Here is a 22971-nt window from a genome sequence, read left to right as displayed (position 1 = left end):
GCAGCCCCCTTATTTACTTCGGCTGCTCCGGCCATTTGACATCGGGAGCGGTAGTGCAATCCACCCGATTGAGCAGCACACAGTATTTTTTCCACTCCGTCAGAGCCGTTTGCTCTCCACTCGTTGCCATGTTGAGATCGACGGCGTACTGTAGCGGGGCTATTGAGTTTGCCGCTTGCGACATTCGGTATTGTTTTTCCCGTTCTGCCCGTTGCTGCAATTGCGCGGGTGTCGGGGGCGGATTTGCAATAGCGTCAGCCTCTGCCTCGGTAATCGGGATTAAACCCGCCTTAATCCAGTCGTCCGGGGTATCTGACTCATAGCCGTAAACCTGATTTTCAGGTGATTTGAAATATTTCATCTTCATAATTCCATCCAATGTAATAATGTGGCCGCATCACCATCACCGTACAGGTGATAACTGGCACCTGCCGGGACAATGGCAGAGATATGATGCGCCCAGCGTCCACCCTCAACCCCGGGCGGGCGGGAATCTTCCGCAACAGTAACCCCATCGACAATAAAATACAGTCGGTAGCTGCCGGTTCGCTCTACAGTACAACTGACAAAAATTGGACGATTTTCACGATTGGTGTATGTGGAATTGAGTTTGCGATTGCGCAGAACATTACGGTATGACGCTATACCCAACACATCCTCCCGCAGTGCCATTGTGCCGCTTCTATCTGGGTATCCCACATCCCCAATCCATTTGCCATTCTTATGGGCAGTAAAATAAGCATGGCCTTTATTCGCGTATATGCCAATTAAATTACCGTTATCATCACCCGCCTCAATCCCCCGTAATGAGGAAACAAAGCTGTTAAACGCCTGTTTGTTGTCGGCGGATTTATCTGCGTAGTTTCCTGCGGATTGATATCGGCTATTAGCCTCCTCTTTCGTGTAGCTGTCCCCTTGCAACGCCATTGTGCCGCCCCTGCCTGGACACTCCACATCCCCCAGCCATTTGTTATTCCGGTGTACGGCAAAATAAACCCGGCCATCATTAGTGTACATTCCGATACGATTACCGTTATTGTCGTCGGCCTCAACACCCTTTGATGAGGAAACAAAACTGCTAAATATCTGTTTATTAGACGCTGATTTATCCGCGTAATCGCCCGCGATGATTGCGCTGAATTTTTTCTCACCCGCGCCATCCACCTCAAAGCCGAGTGAGATTAGAAACTCTTTAATTACATCCGCATTAGTGTTGCTCATCTCTCCACCGTGCTATCAGGGTCTCGTTTTCGGCTTCCGTCATCGGCTCAACCATTTTTTTCAGTGCGTTGACAGCGTGATACCTCGCTTCGTGATAATTTGCCATTGTTATCTTCCTGTCTGTGATAAAGCCTTATCTACCAGCTTGCGGGCCACTTCGTGAAGGGTGGGTTTAATACCCAGTTCTGAGCGGCTGTATTCGTCCTGCTGTATCTTGCGTAGGGCGTCCATCTGCTGACGAGTCAGTAAAATCGCTTTGTTATCGACTTTCATCTCTAACCTCAAATGCTGATAATTTATACAGCTATATTATTGCAATATATGCAACAAATAAAACTAATGATGCAAATAATGCAATAATATAAATTACACAAATTATGGATACATAAGGAACGGCAGAGCTATTTAACTTGCCGTTTAGTGAGGCTTAATGGAAGGGGAATAAGGGTATTCACTATCAGCACCAAACTTCGAATTTACAACTCACTAAATCACCTATCACCTTTCAAATTATAAGCCTTGCTATAGTAGTAATCCGATTGAGATGAAGATTTGACCTCAGTAAGGTTTCTGGTGCGTTAACAGCAGGATGAAATGACCTTTAACGAATAATAAAGTGAGGTGTTTATGTCTGACGTTAATAATCTGGATCTCAAGTGTCCATTTAATCCAGACCAATATAATATTGGCGATGACAATATAACTGTCCCAGCCGGTACTTCTGCATGGGCGCTGAGCCTCGTGTATTTGGGAAAACAGGTACACCGTAGCGGTTGGAATGCTCCTATAGAGCACATGCGTCTTACTCATAAATCAGAGGTTGGTAATACAGATGATGGGGATGCTTATATTGAGAAGAGTGATAAAAACGGTTATTGGTCTCGCTGGACTCCAACACAAGAAGATTTGATGGCTTGTGATTGGGATTTACTAAAGCCAGTATGTCCAGAGGGTAATATGTTGATTTTCGACCTTAAACTAGGATTTGAACAGATTCCAGCGGGTGACAAATGGTGGGGATACAATAATTGGGGATGTAAAAGCATTCATACTGGTACTTTAAATATAATTCAAAATAAAATAGGAATTATTGATATACAGTGGTTCTATTTGGATGTTGATAATACTATCCCAACTCTTCTTACAATAGCTTTGCAAGTATCTACTGATAAAAATAGCGATCAAAAGGTATCTCAAATATTTAATAAAAATTTTTATGTTACCGTTGATAATGAAACTTATGACCTTGGCATTCACTCAGGTTGGGGGCAGAATGGTCTTTACACGCGCAACGTGAGCTACACTTATGATAGTAGATATGACGCCCATAATCCTCAGAAACTTAATGTCAAAAAATTAAGTGAAATATTAAAGCAGACAGATCAAACTAAGCGTTTCTGCCTAACTTGGCGTAATAAATAATTTACCCAAATCCACACATGAAATTCAAGGCCGTGCTATTTTTGCGTGGCCTTTTTCACGTGAAACTACCTTTAACACCTTGATATCCCTTATTTCCTGCATGATGCAGGTCTAGTGCTATGTCACGCTTCCGTTTCAAACGGAGGCAGTGAAAGAATTAGGCACACAAGGCGTTAAATATCAGCGAAATTTTTCGCTCATTCCGAATCAGTCAAATCTTCGTCCGATGAACCCACCGAAAGCTGCGGGTTAAAATCCGACCAATATTGTATAACTCAAGCCTGAACCACCTGCGGCAACTGTAATGATTTCCGTTATGGTTGGATAGGACGTGCTGATTTTCCCGATTTGAAATCGGAGAAACATTGCCTCCCAGAGCAAATACTCTTCGTATTCAAGGCTGTAAAACCAAAACTCAGGCAAGCCAAATGATAAGTTTTGATAAGGTTGATGCCTTTTTCTGCACCATACTTCAAAGAAATAGCATAAGTAAAATCCTAAGGTAAAAACTTCTTTTGGCAGACCAATCCGGCAGATCACCCATCGCTAAATCCTAACAATTCTTAACATTAAAACCGTTTTACGAAGCATCACAACCCCGTTCCGTACCTGTAACCTGCTGCGCAAAATAATAGTGCGCAATACTGCGCAAACAAAGTGCGCAAAGCAACAAACTGCGCAAAATGATACCCAAGAAAAGCCGGGGTATTCAGCCATTGCGCAGAATGAGACGGCTAAAACTGCGCAGTAAGAACCGACGGAAAACGCGGGTATTTAGAGACTATTGCGCAGAACGGGGGACAAAATGCGCAAAAAAACGCAGGTATTTTATGTGTAGGCTTCTATCCCTTATCTTCCTGTCTGCGTAACCACGCTAACAATATGCGCCGTTTGTATGGGTGTGCCGTCACTCCGATCCCCTGGCTCATCATGTCTCTGTACCACCCCCTTGATAGTATGAATTCTTTCGATACGCCTTTTTGGGTATAACTATCATTCCATGCTATTAAAACTGACTCTATTTCATTTTCATCATCACTGCGTTTTAAAACCTTTATCGTGGAGCATAGCCAACTTCCATCATGGCAAAGAGCCTCAGCCCCTTTTTTGTTGTAAAGCGTTAAAGAGGTAGTATACATATCATCATTATTAGCAATGATCGCGTAACGCCTTGCTATCCCCGGTAAACTAACTACGCCTGCCAGTGAATAACCCTTTTTATCTTTCGTATTCTTCGATGTATCGTTCACTCTTTAATCTCCGTTTAATTTGCGTGTATGGTGTGTAAAAAGTTTTATCGTCTAAGTGTTCATGTGTTCATGTGTTCATGTGTTCATGTGTTCATGTGTTCATGTGTTCATGTGTTCATGATTAAATAATTTTTATGTAAAACATATTGTTATATCATGAATGCCCCATGAACACTTATGAACAGTTATGAATACTTCAATATCAAGTGTTCATGGTTTATTTATTTGATATTTATATATTTTTTATATCCATGAACATTATGAACACTTTTAACTAAAACTTTTTATATTCATGATTGTGTTGGTACTCGTGGAAGCCAATCTTCCGCCTCGGTTTCGTTTAATTCGAGGTTTGTCCTGTACCCATGCATCGTTCTTTCCCTGATATACCTTTTCCCCAATTCTTTTAAGGCGCTATCAATCGACCGCCCGAAAGTGGTCAGGCTTAATGAGTTCTTATTCCCGTTCCCTTGCATGTAAGACATATAAGCGTGATACAGGTACTTGCGCGGGGCAGGAGGGGTAATATTGGCATTCCCCATTAACATCCCGCTCGCCCCTTCCAGCGCGATGAGATAAGCGCAAAAATCTATCAACGGATCTGTCTCGCGTTTTATCTCTGTAGCCTCCCCCGAACCTCTTTGTTCAATCAGTAAGGCATTGGCTATCTCTGGTTGCGGAAACTCACGCAACAGATCGCGGATAATCACAGGAATTTCAGCCTCTATCTTTTCTGGCAGGCTCTTGTCTTTATTTTTTTCTTCCACAGTGTCATTAAAGTGGAAAATGACACGCCGTCTGCCCCGTTGCTTCAATAAACATCTGCCAGTCATGACGGTTGCCAAAGACCATATATAGCCCTGCCTTAATGCGTCTGGCCTTTTCTGGGTTGCCACCCGATACATGATTCAGCCATTTCAGGTAATTAGGGGAATGCTCTTTTAAGTTCTCGCCTTCTTCCAGTTCGGTATAGGTGATCCTGTTCTGGTGCAGTAACCAGTCATCAGGGTTATGTGGCCTGAATGCTTGGCTTTTTCTTCTGCTTTCCCGGATTAAGCGAAATAACGTTAGTTGTTCCCATATTTTTCTCCCCCACCTGATACAACCCTTCATTGAATGCCTGCTTTGCTGCCTCAAGGCCGTGACGCTGACGATAATCGTCCCAGTCGGATTTGTGTTCTGTGGGCGGAAGCGTGACCCACCCCTCGACGGACAGGGCGGTCTTTTCAGCCGCTATCCAGTCATTGATACAAGGCGTTTTTCACTGTTCGGTTTGATGATTTGAGCACCCGTGATTGTGTTGTCCAGAGCCTGAGTGACCAACAACAAAGAACCGTCTTTCAATAGTTTCTGATTGGGGCATTGCAGCCCCTTCTTGGTCAGGTAATCAGATTGCCCGGTAGTGGACTGAGCAAGCAATTTGTTAACTTTCTCGGTGATTGGTTGAGCCTCTGATTTGGGAGCTTCCTTTCTGGCAGGCTTGGGTTCAGGTAATGGAAGCAACAGCGCATCAGCAACGACTTTAATAGCCTCAGTGAGCGTTATTCCTTTGACTTTAGCCAGTAAATCAAAGCCATCACCGTGATTCGGGTTATCACACTGGCGTCAATGCCAGTCACCGTGACCGTGATCGTCTATGAAGTGAAAGTGATCTTTACCGCCGCATATCGGGCAAGCACCGTGCTTACCCTTTGCCGGAACCTCCACACCACAGGCAACCAGTAAACCTTGCCATTGACCTTGAGCCGCTGCTTTCACCGAACGAATATCAATATGACTTACCATTTGGGGAATCCCTCGCGGTGATGGAGTTCAAACTGAGCATGTTGTTCTGTGTCGTTGAGTGCCTTTGCTATTTTTGGCAAGTACATCAGGGCTTCACTAACACTGCGCAAGTCATCTCTGTCCTGTCCCTTCGAGTATTCTTCATTAGCCTCTGCCCAGAAACCTAGTTCACCGACTGCAGATAATGCAGCCATTACACCACTGAATGCCGCTTCGGAATTCATACGCAGATTTTTGAGTTCTTCGGTGCTCATATTGTCGAAATTAGTACGTACCAAATGGTTATAGATATCAGACATAATCAGGCTCTCCCTGCGTAGGTGTATTCTTGAGTGAAACGGCTTAATGGCATGATGCACGGGTAGGTATAACCTTCACGGACAAACGTCACGCGGTTAAAGGCGACTGACAACACCTGAACAGTTTCCCCGTTCTTATGGGTATAATAGTCATGAGGGGCAGGGTTAGGCATGGTTCACCCCCTGAACTGTAGACATATCTCCATAGTTGGAAGGGGTATCGATAGCTTCTTCATCCGCGATTACTTCAATCAGAAATACAGCAATATCGCCGGATAGCTTCGCCATCAGAGAGGAAATAACAGATATTTCACTGCCCTGTATTTTGATGAGGGTATGACTCAATAAGCTGATTAATAAATTCGAGTTGCTGCGCCTTTTCAACGGTTTGATGAATAGTGATAGGCTTGCTCATGCGGCCACCTCCTGACGAGAAACAAATATCAGCGAGGAAATACCGACCAGTAGACGGGCTTCACCCTCACTATCTGCCAGCACAGTGATAAGGCGTACCGGGTGAATAACCACCAGTCGTTGCTTGCCAGATGCAATTAGGAATGTAAATTTAAGGCGAGTTTGGTTATGCTGTTGTATAGCCATAATCGTTACTCCAATTAACGGTTGTTGGTTAGACGCCTCGATAGTGTTCCCGCACTTCGGGGCGTTGCTGTTTTTACAATTTATACTCGGTGAAGTGATTAGCACTAACTTAACCAAGTGATATTCACCATGCATCAAGGTGCTATTCACTTCACCGATTTTTTCATGTACACTGTTATACACTAATTCAAACGAAGTGTTTAGCATGTCAACAGGTAGTGTCAACAATAAATCGGTACAATTGGCGTCCCGCGTCCCGCATGAAGTTGCTGAATTGCTTGAAACAACGCGAAAAGAAGGCGAAAGTGTTGGAAGATTTATCGCAACTGCAATAAAAAATGAAGCCGAGCGTCGGCAGCATCTGGAAAGTGATACAAACCAACTTTTATCAGATTTGAATGACACTCTAAAAGCATTCAAGCAAATTGAAGATGTAGGAACAAAGATTGGGACTGATTTGCAATCTATTGTCGCAACAGCTAGTAATGAGATCAAACGACGCCAGCGCAAAGCCAAAGCATCATCTGAGCAATAACTAACCAACCGACAATTAGCCCGATGGTGAACCAAAGCAAAATTATTGACTTGGTTAACTGAGTAAACATTATTTACTTGGTTCACTCCCCCTCTTAAAGATGGTAAGTTGGTTGAGTAATAACTAACCACACCTCTTAAGTTGTTGTAATTCTCCGTAAAGCAAATGTGCTTTACGCCAAAGGGTAGCATTCGCCGTGCTATCCTTTTCTTTTTGTGCCTGATTGTGCCTGACTAAATGACGGTCGCAAAGTTTGTGCATCGCTAAATGATACGCGCAGATTATGACCAGACTGCATATTTGCAGTGTGACTATATTTCAATGGGTTAGGTAACTGACCCAAAACTATTGAGTATCCTAAAGTAGGACCAAACGCCAAATATGGCGTCTGAATTTTTATCAATGGGTTACTGAGGTATCCGAAAATATTCTCATACCCATCAGTGGGATATTTCTCTGATTGGAACTGAGCGGAAAGTTTCGCTGAGTGACCAGCCAAAGTGAGGACCACGGTAATAAGACTTCTTAAACTCAAGGAGTCTATGCAGTTAACAATGATCATCACTCTGCCTCTTCCAAAAGGTCAGGCTGGTATGTTCTCCACAGTTCCCTTCCTTCTTTGTTTAAGCTGGCTAACTCTCCTTTGCATGATTGAAGATCGCGCCCCCGTTGAGACGCAATTGCTTTGTATTCGTTCTGTCGCCGGGTGAAATCGTTCAGCGCAGCAAATGGCACACCGTAAGAACCCGTTTTACGGATAGACGGGATCACATCACGAAATACCCAATTAGCGAACCGATAGGCGAATGTTCCTTGCTTGGTGGCCTTACGGCTACGGGTGATGAGCTTATAGAACCCAGATTCAGAAATAACGCCCCTATTAGGGTTTCCCTGAATACTATAGGTTAAAGCTATAGTATCTTTTTCATCCAAATCTAATGCCTTTAACGCATCACTGGAGTTAACTATTCCCAAAGCGTTACAAACATCTTTCGCAATAAACCACGGTTCATTGTTAATTTTAATTATCTGTACTTGTACGCCCTCAAATTTAATAAATGAGATATCCGCTGAATCGATATTTAAAATATCGCTCTGGCTAAATTTAGGGTGAGTTTGACCGTTGCCAATCAAGGCAGTAATTTTTTCCATGATGTTATTCCTTAATTAACAGGTTTACGGCTATACGGGTTATTTACGTTTTCCACTGTTGGCGGGTTGCGTACCCACCATAAAACATCACTTAATAACCACGCGCAGGAATTACGCCCGAAATGACCGCGAGGCGGAAATAAACCTAATCCCTCTAATTTATGGCAATGGCTGCGAGAAATACCGGATATTCGTTCTCGTTCTCTTATTCGTCTTTCAATTTCGCCATAGGCAAAAAGAATATATTTCCGTTGTTCATCGGTCGGTAATATAAATTTTTTCATTGAACTACCTTGCGTCCTAGCAGCTTTTTGCTTTCTACCCACGCACGGATATCGGCTGCGTCAAAGACAGAAAAACCTTCTTCAAGCTCAAATGGTAATGGTAGCTTTCCGGCTTTAACCCAACGGTTAAGGGTTGCATCAGATATGCCTAAAAAATCGGCGGTGTGGCGTTTTCTTGCATTGCCACTGGTAGGATATGGGGTATTGCTTTTAGTACGTGGATTGCGTTGCTGCTTCATGTTATGCCTAGCTCCTTTATGATTGGCTAGGCATATTTAAGCAAGATTGAAAAATAATGTTAGGAAGTTATCGAAAACTTCTGGAAGTTATTGATAATTTCTTATGAATGGGATCTTACACCTCTGGCTCTTGCCAGCCAATCTCCTAATGTTTTGTCTGATATCACTGGCATTTCTATTTTTTCATTGCTTGCTCTTTTACTGATTTCATCTAAAAGTGTCTGGGGTGATTGTTTTAATTGTTGTTCAGAAAAACCATTCATTAAAAGCAAAAACTTAATATATGTTGCTTGGTTTGCCGTGGTTCTTTCTCTTACTGTCATTGGGTTTCTTTCATGTTTTACTTTTTTTTGATGAAACGTATTGCGTTCTATGCCCTCACTAACAGCTCGTCCTCCATTGAGGAGAATATCTAATTCATAGTCTGTTATCAGTAGATCTTTTACTTTAACTGAAAACCAGTCAGATAAATAATAATCATCAGGCTCATATCTATGAGATTTTTTAAAATCATCGCATCGAGGAATATCGAAACTATCAATTAAAAAGTCATCAGCGATTTCATTAATTATGTCAAGTTCGTCAGACGCAATGAAATGATAAGGAATAGCAATTAATCCATCAAGATTATCAACTTTTTTTTGGTCTCTTAAAATATCAAACGATTCAGTAATACGAAGGTAATCAGATCGGTAGTGAAATAACTTATCATGTATATAATCGCTCCTACTGGGTAAGTCGCCATATTCAGTGATGACTTCATTAATCTCTTCTTTACTTTCATTAATAGTGCTTTGTTCTAAAAATAGACTCGAATTAGATTCAATTGTTATTTCTATTACCTCATCATCCTTAAATAAGTAAAACCCTATATCTGGAGCTTTCACACACAGTTGTAATAAACCAATTGAAGCAAAATGAATCAAATCGCTAAAATCAACGCTACCACCAATAACCTTGATAGCTTTCTCTAATGTGTAATATTTTCTTTTTGGTAATACCATCACGTCACCTTTTACGCGCCTTAAAGATTGCCGTATCAGGTTGGTAAGGCTTCCCCCACTTTTCGCCCCGTCGGGCTAGATACGGATAATTCGGTTATTTTGCTTTTCGCGTACCCAGCGGGATCACGTTGTAATCTTCACCTTTCTCCAGCGCCACCAGCAAATCGCACCATTGAGTTAATGCGGCTTTACGCTCGTCGAAATAATCATGTCTGTTATAGATGCCCTCAACGCCTTTTATACGATGATTTAGGCAACGTTCAGCCACAAAAGGATCAACGCCTAGCGCGGCTAAGTGAGTTCTGGCAGTTCGTCTAAAGTCGTGGATAGTGAAGTTAGGCATATCAATAGGGATTGCTCGTCTTACTTTGGCAAGCGCAACGGACAAGGTAGTTTCCTGAATATGTGGGATCATTCGGTGTTGCATTTTTCTTGCTGGTAGAACGTATTGACTACCACAAGCCATTGGCTTTAGTTCCATAAACCAATCGATAACTTGTGAACATAGAGGAATGTCTACTGCATCACCGTTCTTGCTGCGTTCTGCCGGAAAGTGCCAGACAGCCTTTTTAAAGTTGAATTCTTCCCATCGTGCGTCACATAGCTCCATTTTGCGCAAGCATAGAGCTAGTAATATCTTAAAGCTGATTTCATTCTGACGGCTGATTGTGGACGTTCTAAATGCCCTCAGTACAATGATTAATTCTTCTCTGGTAAGCCATCTATCACGTGATACTTCTTTCCCGCCTGCGTCTGCAACCTCGAAAGCTGAACAGGGGTTTACGTCAATGAGCTGACGCCTGATAGCATAGTCAAATATGCGCCTAACCCATCGCAAGACATCTGTTGCTATAGTAGGTGCGCCTCTATCGACAATACTCTTTAGGATTTCATCAATATGTCGGGGTTTCACATCCTCAATCTTCATATTGCCGATACGAGGGTTAATGTCTTTGTCTATTCGTCTGCGGAGTATGTCAGGGTGCTTCCAGCGCGGGAGTATCTGACGTTCAAAATATTCAGCCGCGAGATCTGATACTTTGATGGAGTTCTTTTCAGCTTCAATTTTTGCCAGTGCTTCGGTTTTGCGTTCCTGCTTTTCCCCAGCAACGTCATAGCCCAACGCAACACGGGCTGATAGCTCTCTGGTGAATTCTCTTGCTTTTGATAGTGATAGATCAATGTATGAGCTTAGAGTTATCACTCTGGGTGTACCTGCGAACTTATACCTAAAACGCCATATAGGGTGTTTAAAGGTTTTTCGATAGCATAGATATAGCTCGTTACCGTCCGCTCTTCCCTCGAACCTTTCACCGGATTTTATCCATGCTCTGATCTCTTTGTCAGTGAGCTTCGGCATTTGTGCAATTTCCAATGTAAAAAAATGACCGTGTACCACTAAATGAGTTTCATGATCTCTAGTGGTACACGATAACCATGCGCTACTGTGATTCGTTCTGCAATACTCTGATAACAAAAAAGCCAGATATAACAATATATATCTGGCTTTGTGATTTTCTCTGAAATGCTAAGAAACGTTATTCAATATTTTGAATCTGTTCCCTCATCTGCTCAATCAATACTTTCAATTCAATCGCAGAATTTGTTACATCTGCATTAATTGATTTTGACGCCAATGTATTCGATTCGCGGTTAAATTCCTGCATCATAAAATCCAGCCGACGGCCGACGGCTTCTTTCTTTTTCAGAATATTGCGTGTTTCTTTGACATGGGCATCCAGACGATCCAGCTCTTCTGCCACATCAATACGCTGTGCCAATAGAATCAGCTCTTGCTCAAGACGGTTATTTTCCAACTGGATCTGGGCTTCTTCCAGCTTGGTTTGTAACCGTTCGCGTTGCCATTGTAGGATGGCTGGCATCTGTACACGGACTTTGCTGACTTCCTCAGTTACTGCATCCAAACGTTGCTCAATCAGTGCTTTAAGCGCCTGCCCTTCAGTTTCTCGGCTTTGGATAAAGGCATCCAGTGCCAGATCGAGCTCCGCAAGCAGTTGTGCGCTGATGGCATCGAGATCTTGCTCTTCGGCAGCTATAACACCCGGCCAGCGCAGAATATCTACGGGATTGATTTCTCCTTCATTGCTGTGTTGCTTAATCCAGCCTGCTGCTTCAACAAGTTGTTTGGTCAGATTTTCATTAAGAATCAGTGTGCCCTGAGTGCGGGTATCCAGTTCAAAACGCAGGTTACATTCCACTTTGCCGCGAGTCAGGCGGGAACGGATACGCTCGCGGATGACTGGCTCCAGACTTCTGAGTTGTTCTGGCAGACGAATATAAGTTTCCAGGTAACGTTGATTGACAGAGCGCAGTTCCCAGGCTGCATTTCCCCAATCTGCCTTGATGTCTCGCCGCGCAAAAGCGGTCATGCTACGGATCATAACTCATTCCCAATTTATAAAATGATGAATGATTATAACGCTCCATGCAGATGCAGGATAGGCATTCGCCGCGTTAGGCCGTATAATGCGCCCCCAATAAAGTATTAACAGCGGAGAGAACACTATGAGCCTAGTGGGAATGCGTCCGGCAGGAAGAGCGGCGGGGCAGGTTCGTCCTATTAAAATAACCCGTCATTACACTAAACACGCGGAAGGTTCGGTGCTGGTTGAGTTCGGGGATACCAAAGTGTTATGTAATGCCTCCGTTGAAGAAGGAATTCCACGTTTCCTGAAAGGTCAGGGGCAGGGTTGGATCACGGCAGAATATGGTATGTTGCCACGGGCGACAAATACCCGTAACGCCCGTGAAGCCGCTAGAGGCAAGCAAACTGGCCGTACTATGGAAATTCAGCGCCTGATTGCTCGTTCACTGCGTGCAGCAGTAAATTTGAAAAAACTGGGTGAATATACCATTACGTTAGATTGTGACGTTATTCAGGCAGATGGTGGCACTCGTACCGCAGCGATTTCCGGCGCATGTGTAGCTCTGGTGGATGCGTTGAATAAACTGGTTGCCGATGGAAAACTGAAAGAAAGCCCGTTGAAGTCAATGGTAGCCGCAGTTTCTGTTGGTATCGTTGATGGTGAAGGTCGCTGTGATTTAGAGTATGTAGAAGACTCTGCGGCTGAGACTGATATGAATGTCGTCATGATGGATGATGGCCGGATGATTGAAGTTCAGGGCACGGCAGAAGGTGAACCGTTTAGCCATGATGAATTGCTTTCATTACTCTCCCTTGCGAAAGAAGGATTGGCAACTATTTTTGCCGCGCAGCGGGATGCGCTAAAGCAATATTCTTCAAAAGAAGATTCTCTAAAACAAGATGAATTGAAAAAATAAATGGATCAGGCGGCCGAAGAGTCGCCTTTTTTATACCTGCGAGAATGGCGATAAGAATCATAATGATGTACAAGAGGAGAACCCTATGAAAGCCTATCAGCGCGAATTTATTGAACTGGCACTGGAAAAAAAGGTGCTGAAATTTGGCGGATTTACGCTGAAATCCGGTCGCCAGAGTCCATATTTTTTTAACGCAGGGCTGTTTAACACTGGACGTGATTTGGCGTTGATTGGCCGTTTTTATGCCGCGGCATTGAAGGATAGTGGTATTCCATGTGATTTGCTGTTTGGGCCAGCTTATAAAGGTATTCCAATCGCAACTACAACCGCAGTGGCGCTGGCGGAGCATCACAATATTGATATGCTTTATTGCTTTAACCGTAAAGAAGCAAAAGATCATGGGGAAGGAGGAACACTGGTCGGCAGTCCATTACAAGGAAGAGTTGTGGTCGTTGATGATGTGATCACAGCAGGAACCGCTATTCGTGAATCAATGGAAATTATCAAACAACATGGTGCAACGTTGTCTGGAGTTATTTTGTGTCTGGATCGTCAGGAGCGTGGACGGGAAACACTTTCGGCTATCCAAGAAGTTGAGCGTGATTATCACTGTAAAGTCTTCTCTATCATCACATTGAATGATTTAATTACCTATCTGCGTGAAAACCCAGAAATGCAGTCTCATTTAGAGGCTGTGGAAGCTTACCGCAGAGAATACGGTATCTGACAGTTCGTTCTGTTTGATTGCTCTGTAGAAATTACAGACTAAAAAAAATCCCTCGCCCAATGGTGGGCGGGGTGAGTAGTAGAAATGACATCCCGCAGATAATGTGGAAGGAATGTCATTACTGAGCGATTGGGTAGTCAACTCAGCTAGCCAAAGCATGTTAACACAAATTTATACAAAAAACGTTAGTGAAAAACGCATGTTATCATTTCTATATTCTGTAATGAAAAGATCCCCAGAATAAAAAATGTGCATAGCAGGTTTGGGAAATTTATTGTAGTTGGGTCAATATCAAGGGCCAGCGTACTTCAAATTCTTTCGTTGGTCGATAGCGGAATTCAGAGCGAACAAAACGAGAGAGCATCCCTTCACAAAAAGCCAATAATTGTGATGCCAGTATGGTTTCGTCATAACTGAAACCCTGACTATCCCGTATTTTTTTCTCTTTTAAGATTTGGCGAAGCTGTACCTCAATACGCTCAAACAGTTGATTGATACGGTTTTGCAATCTGTCTTGTTCAAACATCAAGGCATGGCCTGTCATGATACGGGTTAAACCTGGATTTTTTTCTGCAAAGCCCAAAATGAGGATCAGAATTAACCGAATTCGAGGGATGGTCTCTTTTTCATCTTGCAAAATCAGGTTGATGCGAGAAATTAAAGAGTTTTCAATAAACTCAATCAGGCTATCAAACATCCGGGTTTTGCTCGGAAAATGACGATAAAGTGCAGCTTCAGAAACCCCAACGTTGGCGGCAAGTTTTGCAGTTGTAATACGCTGGCTGCCATCGCTGGATTCAAGCATATGTGCCAGTGCCTGCAAGATTTCTTCACGTCTGTTTTTCTTTTTTGTACGTTCTTTTTCTGCCATGTGTGGTAGTACCCCTGCTAAGACAGCAAAACAAATCCAGCTATACCCTTTATCTTCCAAGTGTTGGCTTGAAATTTATGGATATACATTTTGCCCATGCTGATGATGGGCAAAAATATAAAAGTTGGTTGATGGTATCAGACTTTATGAAAAGTTATTGACGACCGGAATGACCAAAACCACCTGCTCCGCGTTCTGTGCTCTCAAAATCTTCAACCAAATTAAATTCAGCCTGTACAACGGGCACAAAAACCATTTGGGCAATACGTTCGCCCGGTTTGATGGTGAATGTCTTATCACCACGGTTCCAAACAGAAATCATCAGTTGCCCTTGATAATCAGAGTCGATGAGCCCTACCAGATTACCTAGCACCACACCATGTTTATGACCCAGACCAGAGCGGGGAAGAATGATCGCAGCCAATTGTTCATCCGCGATATGGATAGCAATCCCCGTTGGCAGAAGTTCGGTTTGACCAGGTGCCAGTTCCACTACGTTATCCAGACAAGCACGTAAATCTAAACCCGCAGAACCAGGAGTAGCATAGGCCGGTAAAGGAAATTCTTGCCCGATGCGGGGATCAAGGATTTTAACGTCGATTTTTTTCATCATAGCGTTTGAATATCTCGTCTAATAAGCGGTGGCTGAGTTGTAATTTACCATTGTGCGGTAAATTAATGCTGCCATCGTGCCAGAATAGATGTAATGCATTAGTATCACTGTTGAAGCCATGTTCAGCCAGAGATACATCATTCGCGCAAATCAAGTCTAGATTCTTCTGCTTGAGTTTTCCGCGGGCGTATTCTTCCACATTCTGGGTTTCGGCTGCAAATCCAACGACAAAGGGACGATGTTTTTCCATTGCCGCAACATTCGCTACAATGTCAGGATTTTTGACTAATGTATAGGTGATTTCATCACCCTGTTTTTTGATTTTTTCAACTGATATTTGTTTGAAGCGATAATCAGAGACGGCAGCACAGCCGATGAAAATATGCTGTGAAGCTGCGATTGCCTGCACTTGCTTGTGCATTTCTAATGCGTTGGTTACGTCAATACGTTTGACATTTTGAGGAGTAGTCAGATTGACAGGGCCTGCAATCAGTGTGACTTCAGCTCCACGTTCTGCGGCTGCCTGTGCGATGGAGAAGCCCATTTTACCGGAGCTATGGTTGGTAATAAAACGGACAGGATCTAAGGCTTCACGGGTTGGCCCGGCTGTAATTATTATTTGCAGGCCTATTAAATCTCGAACAGGGTTAAAATATTGCGTTGCCAGTTCGACAATCGCCATGGGCTCAATCATTCTGCCCGGCCCTATGTCGCCACAGGCCTGACTTCCCTCATCTGGCCCCCAAATCAACACATTACGTTCTCTCAGTATCCTTAGGTTATGTTGGGTGGCTTGTGCACGGTACATTTGCTGGTTCATTGCAGGAACGACTGCCAGGGGGGCTGCTGAAGCTAAACAAATAGTTGTGACTAAATCATTTGCCATACCAGTAGCTAACCGAGCCAACAGATCTGCCGTCGCAGGGGCGAGAATAATCAAATCAGCCCATTTTGCCAGCTCAATATGCCCCATCGCTGCTTCTGCTGCCGGGTCTAAAAGATCGTCAGAAACCGGATGACCTGATACAGCTTGTAATGTCAATGGGGTGATAAAAGCCTCTGCTGCCGGAGTCATTACGACACGTACCTGGGCACCACGATCACGTAAACGCCGTACTAACTCTGCTGTTTTATAAGCAGCAATGCCTCCACTGATGCCGAGCACGATATGTTTACCAGAAAGCCCTTTGCCGGAAAGTTCTGCCATTCTGATTGTCCACCTGTAAGTTACAATTACTCAGGATTCTATCATAAGAAAATAGGGTGTTGAGAATATGGCGTTGAGAGTTCCCGTTTTGTCGCTGAGAAATACTAAGTTTGCGAAGCGCTACGCAAACCATACGCACAGGACTGGCGGTGATTTTTTCATCATGGGATATTGATGATGTGGATATCGAAGCTATGGGGTGTCATCTTCATGGCGGTTAGCCAGCCAGCAAAAGATATTTAAGGGAGGAAGTAGAATGGATATCACAATAGTGGAAAAAGACGATGAATTGCATTCAGATCTTGCTCCCCGGGAGAAATTGCTGGCGTATGGTGCAATTACTCTGACGGATGCGGAGCTGTTGGCCATATTTTTACGTACAGGGGCTAGAGGTGTGCCTGTTGTACAAATGGCGGAACATCTGCTGCAGTCATTTGGCTCATTGTACCACTTGCTTTCTGCCGATTATGCTGATTTTTGTGCACATAAAGGAATGGGCGTGTGCAAATATGTTCAGTTACAGGCAGTTTCTGAATTGGCAAAGCGTTTTTTCTCCAGCCAATTTATTCATGAAGATGTTATGAGCAGCCCTGCCGCGACTCAAAGTTATTTGCAGGATTTATTGTCTTGGCAGGATCGGGAAGTTTTTGTCGTGCTGTTTTTGACAAATCAGAATAAAGTGATTTGTCATGATGAGATGTTCAAGGGAACGATAAACAAAGTTGAAGTTCATCCGCGTGAAATTGTAAGACAAGCGGTTAAAGTTAATGCAGCATCCATTATTCTTGCCCATAATCACCCTTCCGGTAATCCAGAACCTAGTTTGGCAGATAAACTGGTGACAGAAAAAATCATTGATGCGTGTAATTTAGTCGGTGTTAAGGTTTTGGATCATATTGTCATAGGCAAACAATATTGCGTCTCTTTTATGGAAAGAGGTTGGATTTAATGCGGTTTTTCCACTAACCAGTCAGATCTTAGTTGTTCGGGACTTGAGCATCAGCGAATGAGGGCGTATACTACGCCACCTTTGAGGATCTTGGGCTTGGCGAGAAGAGCCTATCTCAGTGAGTTTTTTGCTGAGAAAATGTGAGTCTTTTCAGTAACGTTCTTTATCAGTATAGAGTAAAGAAAATTTACTGAGATGGGCTCCTAAGCCTGACGAGGCGGCCATACCCAATACAAAGCTCGAGCTGATTTGATTTTTGGAGAATAGACATGTCCCGAGTCTGCCAAGTTACTGGCAAGCGTCCTGTGAGTGGTAACAACCGCTCTCACGCATTAAATGCGACCAAACGTCGTTTTCTGCCTAACCTGCACTCTCACCGTTTCTGGGTTGAGTCTGAGAAGCGTTTTGTAACTCTGCGTGTATCTGCTAAAGGTATGCGTGTGATTGACAAAAAGGGTATCGATACAGTTCTTGCTGAACTGCGTGCCCGTGGTGAGAAATACTAAGGAGCTGAAAAATGGCTAAAGGTATTCGCGATAAAATTAAACTGGTTTCTTCTGCTGGTACTGGTCACTTCTATACCACTACGAAGAACAAGCGTACTATGCCTGAAAAACTGGAAATGAAAAAATTTGATCCAGTTGTTCGTCAGCATGTAATGTACAAAGAAGCTAAAATCAAATAATTTTAGTGGATAAAAAACCCAGCTCTCGCTGGGTTTTTTTATGCCTGAAATACACCAATCTTTCCTTATCTTAAACCTGATTATCGGTTACCCGTGAACGTAACATGACGTTCAGTTATACTAACACTTTTTGATATATGAACCGTCAGGCGTGGCTCAGAAAATGACTAGAAAGACCTTGAATATCTTACATACGGAATCGTCACGTGGTTGGGGAGGGCAAGAGATTCGTATTCTGACGGAATCTCAGGGGATGATGCGTCGTGGGCATCATGTTGTTATCGTTTGTTGCCCAACTTCGACACTTTATCGTGAAGCTCACCATTATGGTGTTCCTGTCGTTGCGTTGCCAATTGAAAAAAAGCGTCTTCCATGCTTTATAGCAATGCGCCGTTGGTTAAAGGCTGAAGGCCATCGGTTTGATATCATTAATACCCACAGTTCTACTGATTCTTGGTTGGTGGCTGCGGCATGTTCCACATTAAGGGGCATGCCACCAATAGTCCGGACCCGCCATGTTTCCACTAATGTTTCAACCTCCATAGCGACCCGTTGGCTCTATTTGAAATCCTGCCAGCATATTGTGACGACAGGGGAGAAGTTACGCCAATATCTACATACTAATAATGGCTATCCGTTATCTCATATGACCTCTGTACCGACAGGTATCGACTTGACACGTTTTCACCCTGAGAATAAACAACAGTGCCGCCAGCGTATTGGAATTGCAGATAAACCGACGCTGGGTATTGTGGCGACAATGAGAACCTGGAAAGGGCATCGTTACCTGTTGGATAGCTGGAAAATACTTCATCAACGCTATTCTGATTGGCAATTACTGTTTGTAGGGGATGGCCCACAACAAAAAAATCTTGAACCGAGGGTTAAACAAGAAGGGCTGACGGATAGTGTCATTTTTCTTGGTAATCGTCAGGATGTTCCGGACTGTTTAAATGCGATGGATATTTTTGCGTTACCTTCGTTTGGAAATGAGGGGGTTCCACAAGGTATCATGCAGGCAATGGCGTGCGGATTACCAGTGGTCTCTACATCAGTGGGCGCTATTTCTGAAGCTGTGATTGACGGTGAAACTGGTTATGTTATTGAACCTAAATGTGTTGAACAGCTAACTGAAAAATTAGATCTGTTAATGAGAAATGCAGATATACGTTTGCAGATGGGAGATGCTTCACTTAAACGAGCCACACGCTTATTCGGTATGGATAATATGTTAGATAAAATGGAGTCTATTTTTGTTGTTAGTGACAGTTGTTAGTGACAGAAGGTATTGTTTTGTACCCATATTATCGCTTTATCTAAAATGGGACTAATATACTATAAGTGAAATAAGACAAGTGAAATAAAACTTTTGTTTGGCTTCTGCATGGAACAATCTGTATCAAGATATCTTAAGTAACTTTGATGTATGTTTCGTAAGCCAGTCTCTGAGTGGATAATTTTATAATTCATTATTATGCAACCTAAAAATATTTTGATTATCAATATTGCGCGTTTTGGCGACACGTTACTAGTAACACCAGTGATTCGGGCTTTAAAGTTAAACTGGCCAGAAGCCAATATTGATGTATTGGCGCATAAGAGAACAAAAGAGATCCTTGAGAATATTGATGAAATCAATTCAATAAATGCTTTTTCAAAAGGAAAAGCGAAGTGGGTTGGTTGGTTTTCTTGTCGTAGTTATGATTTGGCATTGGTATATAATCATGATAAATCTTTACTACAATATGCCAGACGAAAAGCAAATAGAGTTGTTTGCTTTTCTGATACATCCCGCAAAACCCCAAATGAATTGTTTGTAGAAAAACCCCAAAAACTTATGCAAGCTCAGCAGGAAAGGGCTTTGTTAGCTGATGCGTTAGGGATTGAAATTCATGACTGGCGGTTGCAGTATTGTGTGAGTCAAAATGAAGCAGAATATGCGAGTTCTTTTCTCCGGCATCATGGTTTGGAAGATAAACTAAGGATTGGCTTTCAATTACAGAGTTTTCCTGCGAAAGCTTACCGTGATTGGCCAGTAGAATCTTTTTATGAGTTAGCCCGGCGCATTTATGCTCATTATCCTGCTGCCCACATTTTACTGTTGGGTAGCCAGGATGGGGCAGCGGCGGCGGAAAGATTATCTGAAATGTTGGGAGTACAAAGATGTACATCTCTGGCGGGTAAAACGACAATGCGCCAAAATGCGGCGATTATGAGCCAACTTAATTTGTATGTCGGTGTGGATACCGGGACGACACATTTGGCAGGAGCATTGGGGATCCCAATGGTTGCCATGTACCATAGTTTTCATCCTGGTCGTTTTCTTGCTCCACAACAGCATGAGAGATTGGCTGTGATTGAACATCCGATGGATTATCAACAGGCGACTCGTCAAGACAACATGTCAGACATATCGGTGGAACAAGTCTGGCATTCAGTGAAAAATATACTGAAAACTCAATAAAAGGATAATGAAAACGATGAAAATAGGGTTTATTGATGTCACCGTTACCATGTCCTATGGTGGTATTCAAACGGCGGTCTGGGAGCTGGCTAAGGCTTTAACAGATGCAGGACATGAGATCCATATTTTCGGCGGAACAGGTGATATCAGACCTGAGTTAGGGGATCGGAATATCCGTGTTCATACTTTCCCATTTATCCCCAGAGAACGGGTAATCAATATTGGTCGTCGTTTTCAACGTATTGTTGAACGCTACTCATTTGCCCGTCATGCCTGTGAAACGGTTATTACTGAAAATTTTGATTGGGTGATATTAACTAAGCCTTTTGATTTCTTCTGGCCCAGAATGATGCCAGCCAACTCCCATACTAAGTTTTGCTATATGAGTGGGGGGACCAGCTTTTTTAAAGGTGACAGAATATTAGGAAGAAAAATATCGGCATGGGTTGCTTGCAGCCATTTTAATGCCTGGCAGATCCAGCATCATTTCAAACAATTTCCAAGTGTTATCTATAATGGTGTAGATATTGATAAGTTTAAGCCTGCCAATTCTGATGTTCGGAGCAGATTGGGTATCCATGAAAATACGTTTCTACTGACTTTTGCTGGTAGGTTGGTCGGATGGAAAGGCATGAAAATCGCTATTGATGCGATGGACTTGTTACGTGATATAGATGTAAAACTGTTAATTATTGGAGCAGGTGAAGAACTAAAGCGACTTGAAAAAAAAGTTGCGGAATTGAAGTTAGAACAATCAATTATTTTTCATCCTCCTGTTGGTCATGATCAGTTACCTGAATTTTATGCTGCTGGAGATGCTGGGATCTTCCCGAGCATCGGTGACGAAGCATTCGGTATTACTATTGCGGAAGCAATGGCGTGTGAACGACCTGTCATTGCCAGTTATATTGGTGGTATACCTGAAGTGGTAGGCAATGAAAATCAGTCCGGCATTCTAGTGACACCTGGTAATGCAGCGGCTATTGCCGGAGCTGTAAATCAGCTCTTGTCCTTACCAGACAGAGGAAAAGAAATGGGTAAACATGCTCGCCAGAGAATTGAAACTATGTATACCTGGAAGCATTCGGCAGGCCGTTTATTGGATACTATAAAAAAGTCATGAAGATTGCTTATATTGATCCTTATCCTGTACCTGACTTTCGTGTTGCCTCACTGCAAATTTTACAGAATGTGGATGCTTTTGCCCGTCAGGGTCACCAAGTCTGTCTGATTACACCTGCAGGGCAAAATGGTGTTGAGGAAATCCTTGGCAGAAAGTTACCACCGTCTGTTGAATTGATCGCTCTACGTGATATGCGGCGTAAGTGGTATTTCCCAATCAATACGCAAAAATTATTTTATTTTCAGGTTTCCCGTTGGTTGCAGGAACATCAAGTCGATGCCATTTTTACTCGTAATATTAAAATGGCAAATTATCTCTTGCATAAGCATCCTGATATTCCACACTTTTTTGAAAGTCATGAAATTTTTTCTCAGTCTTTTAAAGAGTCCCATGATTTGAATAAACGTGCTAATAAACGCAAATATTCTAGGCTCAGAAAAATTGAACAACAGGTTTATTATCGTGCCCGGACTGTTTTTGTTTTGACTTCATTACTACGTGACGATATTTATACAGAATATGGGGTTAAAACTCCGATTATCGTTGCACCTGACGGTGTTGATTTGTTAGCAGTTGAAGCGACAAAGATGGTATCTTTAGGCAAGCAATATCAGAAAGGAGAAACAACACAGGTATTGTATCTAGGCAGTTTGCATCGCTGGAAAGGCGTACCTACTGCTATGAAGTCTATGTGTCACCTTAATAATGTTGTATTGAACATTGCCGGTGGAAATAGTACGCAGATTGAACAACTCAAATCTGTAGCTCAACAAATTGGCGTAAGTGATCGGGTTAATTTTCTGGGGTTTATCCATCCTAAAAACCGTTTCCAAATCATTGCAGATAATGATATTTGCATCCTGCCATTGACAAAAACCAGTATCGGCAGTCGTTATACTTCCCCTCTTAAACTTTTTGAATATATGGCGATGGGAAAACCCGTTGTTATTTCTGATCTTCCTTCTATTCGTGATGCGGTTGATGAAAACTCAGTCAGCTTTGCAGACAGTGAAAATTCGACAAGTTTCGCACAACAGATTCAGTTACTGATTGATAACCCGACTGAAATAATGGCTAAAGTAGAACACTCTCAGCGATTAGTCGCGGAACAATTCAATTGGGATCAACGGGCAAAGTTGATTATACAAGTGATGGAAAAAATCTGTTTTGATAAGTGAAAGTCAAATAGTGGGACACCAGCCCGTCTCATTTATTGGATACGGGCTGGTGGATTTGAA

The 22971-nt window shown here is 42.9% G+C and carries 32 protein-coding genes; 11 read left to right on the top strand and 21 right to left on the bottom strand.

What is annotated here, in order from left to right:
- Nucleotides 1-13: 13 nt before the first annotated feature.
- From HGO23_RS19285 to HGO23_RS19275, 3 genes are all read right to left on the bottom strand, one after another.
- A complete protein-coding gene (locus tag HGO23_RS19285; protein ID WP_280529523.1) occupies nucleotides 14-367 on the bottom strand; it encodes a tail fiber assembly protein in 354 nt (117 codons plus the stop codon).
- On the bottom strand, nucleotides 364-1221 hold the full coding sequence (locus HGO23_RS19280) for a hypothetical protein (RefSeq protein ID WP_209027527.1): 858 nt from the start codon (nucleotides 1219-1221) through the stop codon (nucleotides 364-366). The genes HGO23_RS19285 and HGO23_RS19280 overlap by 4 nt, the downstream gene beginning before the upstream one ends.
- Nucleotides 1222-1329: 108 nt before the next feature.
- Nucleotides 1330-1494 carry a hypothetical protein gene (locus tag HGO23_RS19275; protein WP_169928490.1) on the bottom strand — a complete coding sequence of 55 codons (165 nt, stop codon included), beginning with the start codon at nucleotides 1492-1494 and terminating at the stop codon, nucleotides 1330-1332.
- A 354-nt stretch (nucleotides 1495-1848) separates the two neighbouring features.
- On the opposite strand from HGO23_RS19275, the gene HGO23_RS19270 reads away from it, so the two are divergent.
- Nucleotides 1849-2643 (top strand): Thoeris anti-defense Tad2 family protein, encoded by a 795-nt coding sequence (locus HGO23_RS19270; RefSeq protein ID WP_209027526.1) that lies wholly within the window; start codon nucleotides 1849-1851, stop codon nucleotides 2641-2643.
- 842 nt (nucleotides 2644-3485) lie between these two features.
- Here HGO23_RS19270 and HGO23_RS19265 read toward each other — a convergent pair.
- The 9 genes from HGO23_RS19265 to HGO23_RS19240 all read right to left on the bottom strand — a co-directional run bounded on the left by HGO23_RS19265 (nucleotide 3486) and on the right by HGO23_RS19240 (nucleotide 6577).
- Nucleotides 3486-3893, bottom strand: coding sequence for a hypothetical protein (locus tag HGO23_RS19265; protein WP_209027525.1), 408 nt, complete (start codon nucleotides 3891-3893; stop codon nucleotides 3486-3488).
- Between the two features lie 290 nt (nucleotides 3894-4183).
- A complete protein-coding gene (locus HGO23_RS19870) occupies nucleotides 4184-4726 on the bottom strand; it encodes a primase-like DNA-binding domain-containing protein (RefSeq protein ID WP_244967849.1) in 543 nt (180 codons plus the stop codon).
- On the bottom strand, nucleotides 4668-5006 hold the full coding sequence (locus HGO23_RS19865) for a hypothetical protein (RefSeq protein ID WP_244967848.1): 339 nt from the start codon (nucleotides 5004-5006) through the stop codon (nucleotides 4668-4670). Before HGO23_RS19865 ends, HGO23_RS19870 begins: the two co-directional genes overlap by 59 nt.
- A gap of 120 nt (nucleotides 5007-5126) precedes the next feature.
- Nucleotides 5127-5396, bottom strand: coding sequence for a hypothetical protein (locus HGO23_RS19860; protein WP_244967847.1), 270 nt, complete (start codon nucleotides 5394-5396; stop codon nucleotides 5127-5129).
- A gap of 102 nt (nucleotides 5397-5498) precedes the next feature.
- Nucleotides 5499-5678 (bottom strand): primase-helicase zinc-binding domain-containing protein, encoded by a 180-nt coding sequence (locus HGO23_RS19855; RefSeq protein WP_244967846.1) that lies wholly within the window; start codon nucleotides 5676-5678, stop codon nucleotides 5499-5501.
- Nucleotides 5672-5977, bottom strand: coding sequence for a hypothetical protein (locus HGO23_RS19255; RefSeq protein ID WP_209027524.1), 306 nt, complete (start codon nucleotides 5975-5977; stop codon nucleotides 5672-5674). Before HGO23_RS19255 ends, HGO23_RS19855 begins: the two co-directional genes overlap by 7 nt.
- A gap of 2 nt (nucleotides 5978-5979) precedes the next feature.
- Nucleotides 5980-6150: a DUF4222 domain-containing protein gene (locus HGO23_RS19250; protein ID WP_209027523.1), complete on the bottom strand. Its 171-nt coding sequence runs from the start codon at nucleotides 6148-6150 to the stop codon at nucleotides 5980-5982.
- A complete protein-coding gene (locus tag HGO23_RS19965) occupies nucleotides 6143-6265 on the bottom strand; it encodes a hypothetical protein (protein WP_280529522.1) in 123 nt (40 codons plus the stop codon). Before HGO23_RS19965 ends, HGO23_RS19250 begins: the two co-directional genes overlap by 8 nt.
- Nucleotides 6266-6388: 123 nt before the next feature.
- Nucleotides 6389-6577 (bottom strand): hypothetical protein, encoded by a 189-nt coding sequence (locus tag HGO23_RS19240; RefSeq protein ID WP_209027522.1) that lies wholly within the window; start codon nucleotides 6575-6577, stop codon nucleotides 6389-6391.
- 205 nt (nucleotides 6578-6782) lie between these two features.
- Between HGO23_RS19240 and HGO23_RS19235 the strand changes: the two genes are divergently transcribed.
- On the top strand, nucleotides 6783-7112 hold the full coding sequence (locus HGO23_RS19235) for a YlcI/YnfO family protein (protein WP_209027521.1): 330 nt from the start codon (nucleotides 6783-6785) through the stop codon (nucleotides 7110-7112).
- A 561-nt stretch (nucleotides 7113-7673) separates the two neighbouring features.
- On the opposite strand, the gene HGO23_RS19230 is transcribed toward HGO23_RS19235, so the two are convergent.
- From HGO23_RS19230 to HGO23_RS19205, 6 genes are all read right to left on the bottom strand, one after another.
- Nucleotides 7674-8264, bottom strand: coding sequence for a BRO-N domain-containing protein (locus tag HGO23_RS19230; RefSeq protein WP_209027520.1), 591 nt, complete (start codon nucleotides 8262-8264; stop codon nucleotides 7674-7676).
- Nucleotides 8265-8275: 11 nt separating this feature from the next.
- Nucleotides 8276-8548 (bottom strand): helix-turn-helix transcriptional regulator, encoded by a 273-nt coding sequence (locus HGO23_RS19225; protein ID WP_209027519.1) that lies wholly within the window; start codon nucleotides 8546-8548, stop codon nucleotides 8276-8278.
- Nucleotides 8545-8787 (bottom strand): helix-turn-helix transcriptional regulator, encoded by a 243-nt coding sequence (locus tag HGO23_RS19220; protein WP_209027518.1) that lies wholly within the window; start codon nucleotides 8785-8787, stop codon nucleotides 8545-8547. Before HGO23_RS19220 ends, HGO23_RS19225 begins: the two co-directional genes overlap by 4 nt.
- A 101-nt stretch (nucleotides 8788-8888) precedes the next feature.
- A complete protein-coding gene (locus tag HGO23_RS19215) occupies nucleotides 8889-9791 on the bottom strand; it encodes a hypothetical protein (protein ID WP_209027517.1) in 903 nt (300 codons plus the stop codon).
- Between the two features lie 94 nt (nucleotides 9792-9885).
- Nucleotides 9886-11151, bottom strand: coding sequence for a tyrosine-type recombinase/integrase (locus HGO23_RS19210; RefSeq protein ID WP_209027516.1), 1266 nt, complete (start codon nucleotides 11149-11151; stop codon nucleotides 9886-9888).
- 178 nt (nucleotides 11152-11329) lie between these two features.
- Entirely contained in the window at nucleotides 11330-12193 is an 864-nt protein-coding gene (locus HGO23_RS19205; protein WP_209027515.1) for a YicC/YloC family endoribonuclease, read from the bottom strand.
- Nucleotides 12194-12332: 139 nt separating this feature from the next.
- Between HGO23_RS19205 and rph the strand changes: the two genes are divergently transcribed.
- Entirely contained in the window at nucleotides 12333-13094 is a 762-nt protein-coding gene (rph, locus tag HGO23_RS19200) for a ribonuclease PH (protein WP_209028832.1), read from the top strand.
- Between the two features lie 85 nt (nucleotides 13095-13179).
- Nucleotides 13180-13821 (top strand): orotate phosphoribosyltransferase, encoded by a 642-nt coding sequence (gene pyrE, locus HGO23_RS19195; protein ID WP_209027514.1) that lies wholly within the window; start codon nucleotides 13180-13182, stop codon nucleotides 13819-13821.
- A gap of 271 nt (nucleotides 13822-14092) precedes the next feature.
- Here the strand turns inward: pyrE and slmA are convergent, their stop codons facing one another.
- The 3 genes from slmA to coaBC form a co-directional block, all read right to left on the bottom strand.
- Complete coding sequence (gene slmA, locus HGO23_RS19190; protein WP_209027513.1) at nucleotides 14093-14692, bottom strand: nucleoid occlusion factor SlmA; 600 nt, start codon at nucleotides 14690-14692, stop codon at nucleotides 14093-14095.
- Between the two features lie 154 nt (nucleotides 14693-14846).
- The gene (dut, locus tag HGO23_RS19185) at nucleotides 14847-15305 is read right to left on the bottom strand and encodes a dUTP diphosphatase (RefSeq protein ID WP_099136469.1); all 459 of its coding nucleotides are present in this window, start codon (nucleotides 15303-15305) and stop codon (nucleotides 14847-14849) included.
- Complete coding sequence (coaBC, locus tag HGO23_RS19180) at nucleotides 15283-16512, bottom strand: bifunctional phosphopantothenoylcysteine decarboxylase/phosphopantothenate--cysteine ligase CoaBC (RefSeq protein ID WP_209027512.1); 1230 nt, start codon at nucleotides 16510-16512, stop codon at nucleotides 15283-15285. The genes dut and coaBC overlap by 23 nt, the downstream gene beginning before the upstream one ends.
- Before the next feature lie 256 nt (nucleotides 16513-16768).
- Between coaBC and radC the strand changes: the two genes are divergently transcribed.
- The 7 genes from radC (at nucleotide 16769) to HGO23_RS19145 (ending at nucleotide 22911) form a co-directional block, all read left to right on the top strand.
- Nucleotides 16769-17461: a RadC family protein gene (gene radC, locus HGO23_RS19175; RefSeq protein WP_099136471.1), complete on the top strand. Its 693-nt coding sequence runs from the start codon at nucleotides 16769-16771 to the stop codon at nucleotides 17459-17461.
- A gap of 269 nt (nucleotides 17462-17730) precedes the next feature.
- The gene (gene rpmB, locus HGO23_RS19170) at nucleotides 17731-17967 is read left to right on the top strand and encodes a 50S ribosomal protein L28 (protein WP_038239873.1); all 237 of its coding nucleotides are present in this window, start codon (nucleotides 17731-17733) and stop codon (nucleotides 17965-17967) included.
- Nucleotides 17968-17978: 11 nt separating this feature from the next.
- A complete protein-coding gene (rpmG, locus tag HGO23_RS19165) occupies nucleotides 17979-18146 on the top strand; it encodes a 50S ribosomal protein L33 (RefSeq protein WP_010847629.1) in 168 nt (55 codons plus the stop codon).
- A 163-nt stretch (nucleotides 18147-18309) separates the two neighbouring features.
- Complete coding sequence (locus tag HGO23_RS19160; protein WP_209027511.1) at nucleotides 18310-19422, top strand: glycosyltransferase family 4 protein; 1113 nt, start codon at nucleotides 18310-18312, stop codon at nucleotides 19420-19422.
- A 198-nt stretch (nucleotides 19423-19620) separates the two neighbouring features.
- Nucleotides 19621-20610: a glycosyltransferase family 9 protein gene (locus HGO23_RS19155; protein WP_209027510.1), complete on the top strand. Its 990-nt coding sequence runs from the start codon at nucleotides 19621-19623 to the stop codon at nucleotides 20608-20610.
- A gap of 16 nt (nucleotides 20611-20626) precedes the next feature.
- Nucleotides 20627-21733 (top strand): glycosyltransferase family 4 protein, encoded by a 1107-nt coding sequence (locus HGO23_RS19150; RefSeq protein ID WP_209027509.1) that lies wholly within the window; start codon nucleotides 20627-20629, stop codon nucleotides 21731-21733.
- On the top strand, nucleotides 21730-22911 hold the full coding sequence (locus tag HGO23_RS19145; protein ID WP_209027508.1) for a glycosyltransferase family 4 protein: 1182 nt from the start codon (nucleotides 21730-21732) through the stop codon (nucleotides 22909-22911). Before HGO23_RS19150 ends, HGO23_RS19145 begins: the two co-directional genes overlap by 4 nt.
- The last annotated feature ends 60 nt before the right edge of the window (nucleotides 22912-22971 follow it).

It is taken from the genome of Xenorhabdus budapestensis, from assembly GCF_017743015.1.
GTDB lineage: Bacteria > Pseudomonadota > Gammaproteobacteria > Enterobacterales > Enterobacteriaceae > Xenorhabdus > Xenorhabdus budapestensis.
This window is presented reverse-complemented; position numbering and strand designations above follow the sequence as displayed.

Bases quoted from the DNA above. Each gene is read 5' to 3' on its own strand.
- HGO23_RS19145 (WP_209027508.1), top strand. From the start codon at position 21,730: ATGAAGATTGCTTATATTGATCCTTATCCTGTACCTGACTTTCGTGTT.
- HGO23_RS19210 (WP_209027516.1), bottom strand. From the start codon at position 11,151: ATGCCGAAGCTCACTGACAAAGAGATCAGAGCATGGATAAAATCCGGT.
- HGO23_RS19225 (WP_209027519.1), bottom strand. From the start codon at position 8,548: ATGAAAAAATTTATATTACCGACCGATGAACAACGGAAATATATTCTT.
- rpmB (WP_038239873.1), top strand. From the start codon at position 17,731: ATGTCCCGAGTCTGCCAAGTTACTGGCAAGCGTCCTGTGAGTGGTAAC.
- coaBC (WP_209027512.1), bottom strand. From the start codon at position 16,512: ATGGCAGAACTTTCCGGCAAAGGGCTTTCTGGTAAACATATCGTGCTC.
- slmA (WP_209027513.1), bottom strand. From the start codon at position 14,692: ATGGCAGAAAAAGAACGTACAAAAAAGAAAAACAGACGTGAAGAAATC.
- rpmG (WP_010847629.1), top strand. From the start codon at position 17,979: ATGGCTAAAGGTATTCGCGATAAAATTAAACTGGTTTCTTCTGCTGGT.
- HGO23_RS19235 (WP_209027521.1), top strand. From the start codon at position 6,783: ATGTCAACAGGTAGTGTCAACAATAAATCGGTACAATTGGCGTCCCGC.
- HGO23_RS19240 (WP_209027522.1), bottom strand. From the start codon at position 6,577: ATGGCTATACAACAGCATAACCAAACTCGCCTTAAATTTACATTCCTA.
- HGO23_RS19255 (WP_209027524.1), bottom strand. From the start codon at position 5,977: ATGTCTGATATCTATAACCATTTGGTACGTACTAATTTCGACAATATG.
- HGO23_RS19215 (WP_209027517.1), bottom strand. From the start codon at position 9,791: ATGGTATTACCAAAAAGAAAATATTACACATTAGAGAAAGCTATCAAG.
- HGO23_RS19270 (WP_209027526.1), top strand. From the start codon at position 1,849: ATGTCTGACGTTAATAATCTGGATCTCAAGTGTCCATTTAATCCAGAC.
- HGO23_RS19205 (WP_209027515.1), bottom strand. From the start codon at position 12,193: ATGATCCGTAGCATGACCGCTTTTGCGCGGCGAGACATCAAGGCAGAT.
- HGO23_RS19280 (WP_209027527.1), bottom strand. From the start codon at position 1,221: ATGAGCAACACTAATGCGGATGTAATTAAAGAGTTTCTAATCTCACTC.
- HGO23_RS19285 (WP_280529523.1), bottom strand. From the start codon at position 367: ATGAAGATGAAATATTTCAAATCACCTGAAAATCAGGTTTACGGCTAT.
- HGO23_RS19965 (WP_280529522.1), bottom strand. From the start codon at position 6,265: ATGGCGAAGCTATCCGGCGATATTGCTGTATTTCTGATTGAAGTAATC.
- HGO23_RS19275 (WP_169928490.1), bottom strand. From the start codon at position 1,494: ATGAAAGTCGATAACAAAGCGATTTTACTGACTCGTCAGCAGATGGAC.
- HGO23_RS19160 (WP_209027511.1), top strand. From the start codon at position 18,310: ATGACTAGAAAGACCTTGAATATCTTACATACGGAATCGTCACGTGGT.
- pyrE (WP_209027514.1), top strand. From the start codon at position 13,180: ATGAAAGCCTATCAGCGCGAATTTATTGAACTGGCACTGGAAAAAAAG.
- rph (WP_209028832.1), top strand. From the start codon at position 12,333: ATGCGTCCGGCAGGAAGAGCGGCGGGGCAGGTTCGTCCTATTAAAATA.
- HGO23_RS19870 (WP_244967849.1), bottom strand. From the start codon at position 4,726: ATGACTGGCAGATGTTTATTGAAGCAACGGGGCAGACGGCGTGTCATT.
- HGO23_RS19155 (WP_209027510.1), top strand. From the start codon at position 19,621: ATGCAACCTAAAAATATTTTGATTATCAATATTGCGCGTTTTGGCGAC.
- HGO23_RS19220 (WP_209027518.1), bottom strand. From the start codon at position 8,787: ATGAAGCAGCAACGCAATCCACGTACTAAAAGCAATACCCCATATCCT.
- radC (WP_099136471.1), top strand. From the start codon at position 16,769: ATGGATATCACAATAGTGGAAAAAGACGATGAATTGCATTCAGATCTT.
- HGO23_RS19250 (WP_209027523.1), bottom strand. From the start codon at position 6,150: ATGCCTAACCCTGCCCCTCATGACTATTATACCCATAAGAACGGGGAA.
- dut (WP_099136469.1), bottom strand. From the start codon at position 15,305: ATGATGAAAAAAATCGACGTTAAAATCCTTGATCCCCGCATCGGGCAA.
- HGO23_RS19865 (WP_244967848.1), bottom strand. From the start codon at position 5,006: ATGAAGGGTTGTATCAGGTGGGGGAGAAAAATATGGGAACAACTAACG.
- HGO23_RS19150 (WP_209027509.1), top strand. From the start codon at position 20,627: ATGAAAATAGGGTTTATTGATGTCACCGTTACCATGTCCTATGGTGGT.
- HGO23_RS19230 (WP_209027520.1), bottom strand. From the start codon at position 8,264: ATGGAAAAAATTACTGCCTTGATTGGCAACGGTCAAACTCACCCTAAA.
- HGO23_RS19855 (WP_244967846.1), bottom strand. From the start codon at position 5,678: ATGGTAAGTCATATTGATATTCGTTCGGTGAAAGCAGCGGCTCAAGGT.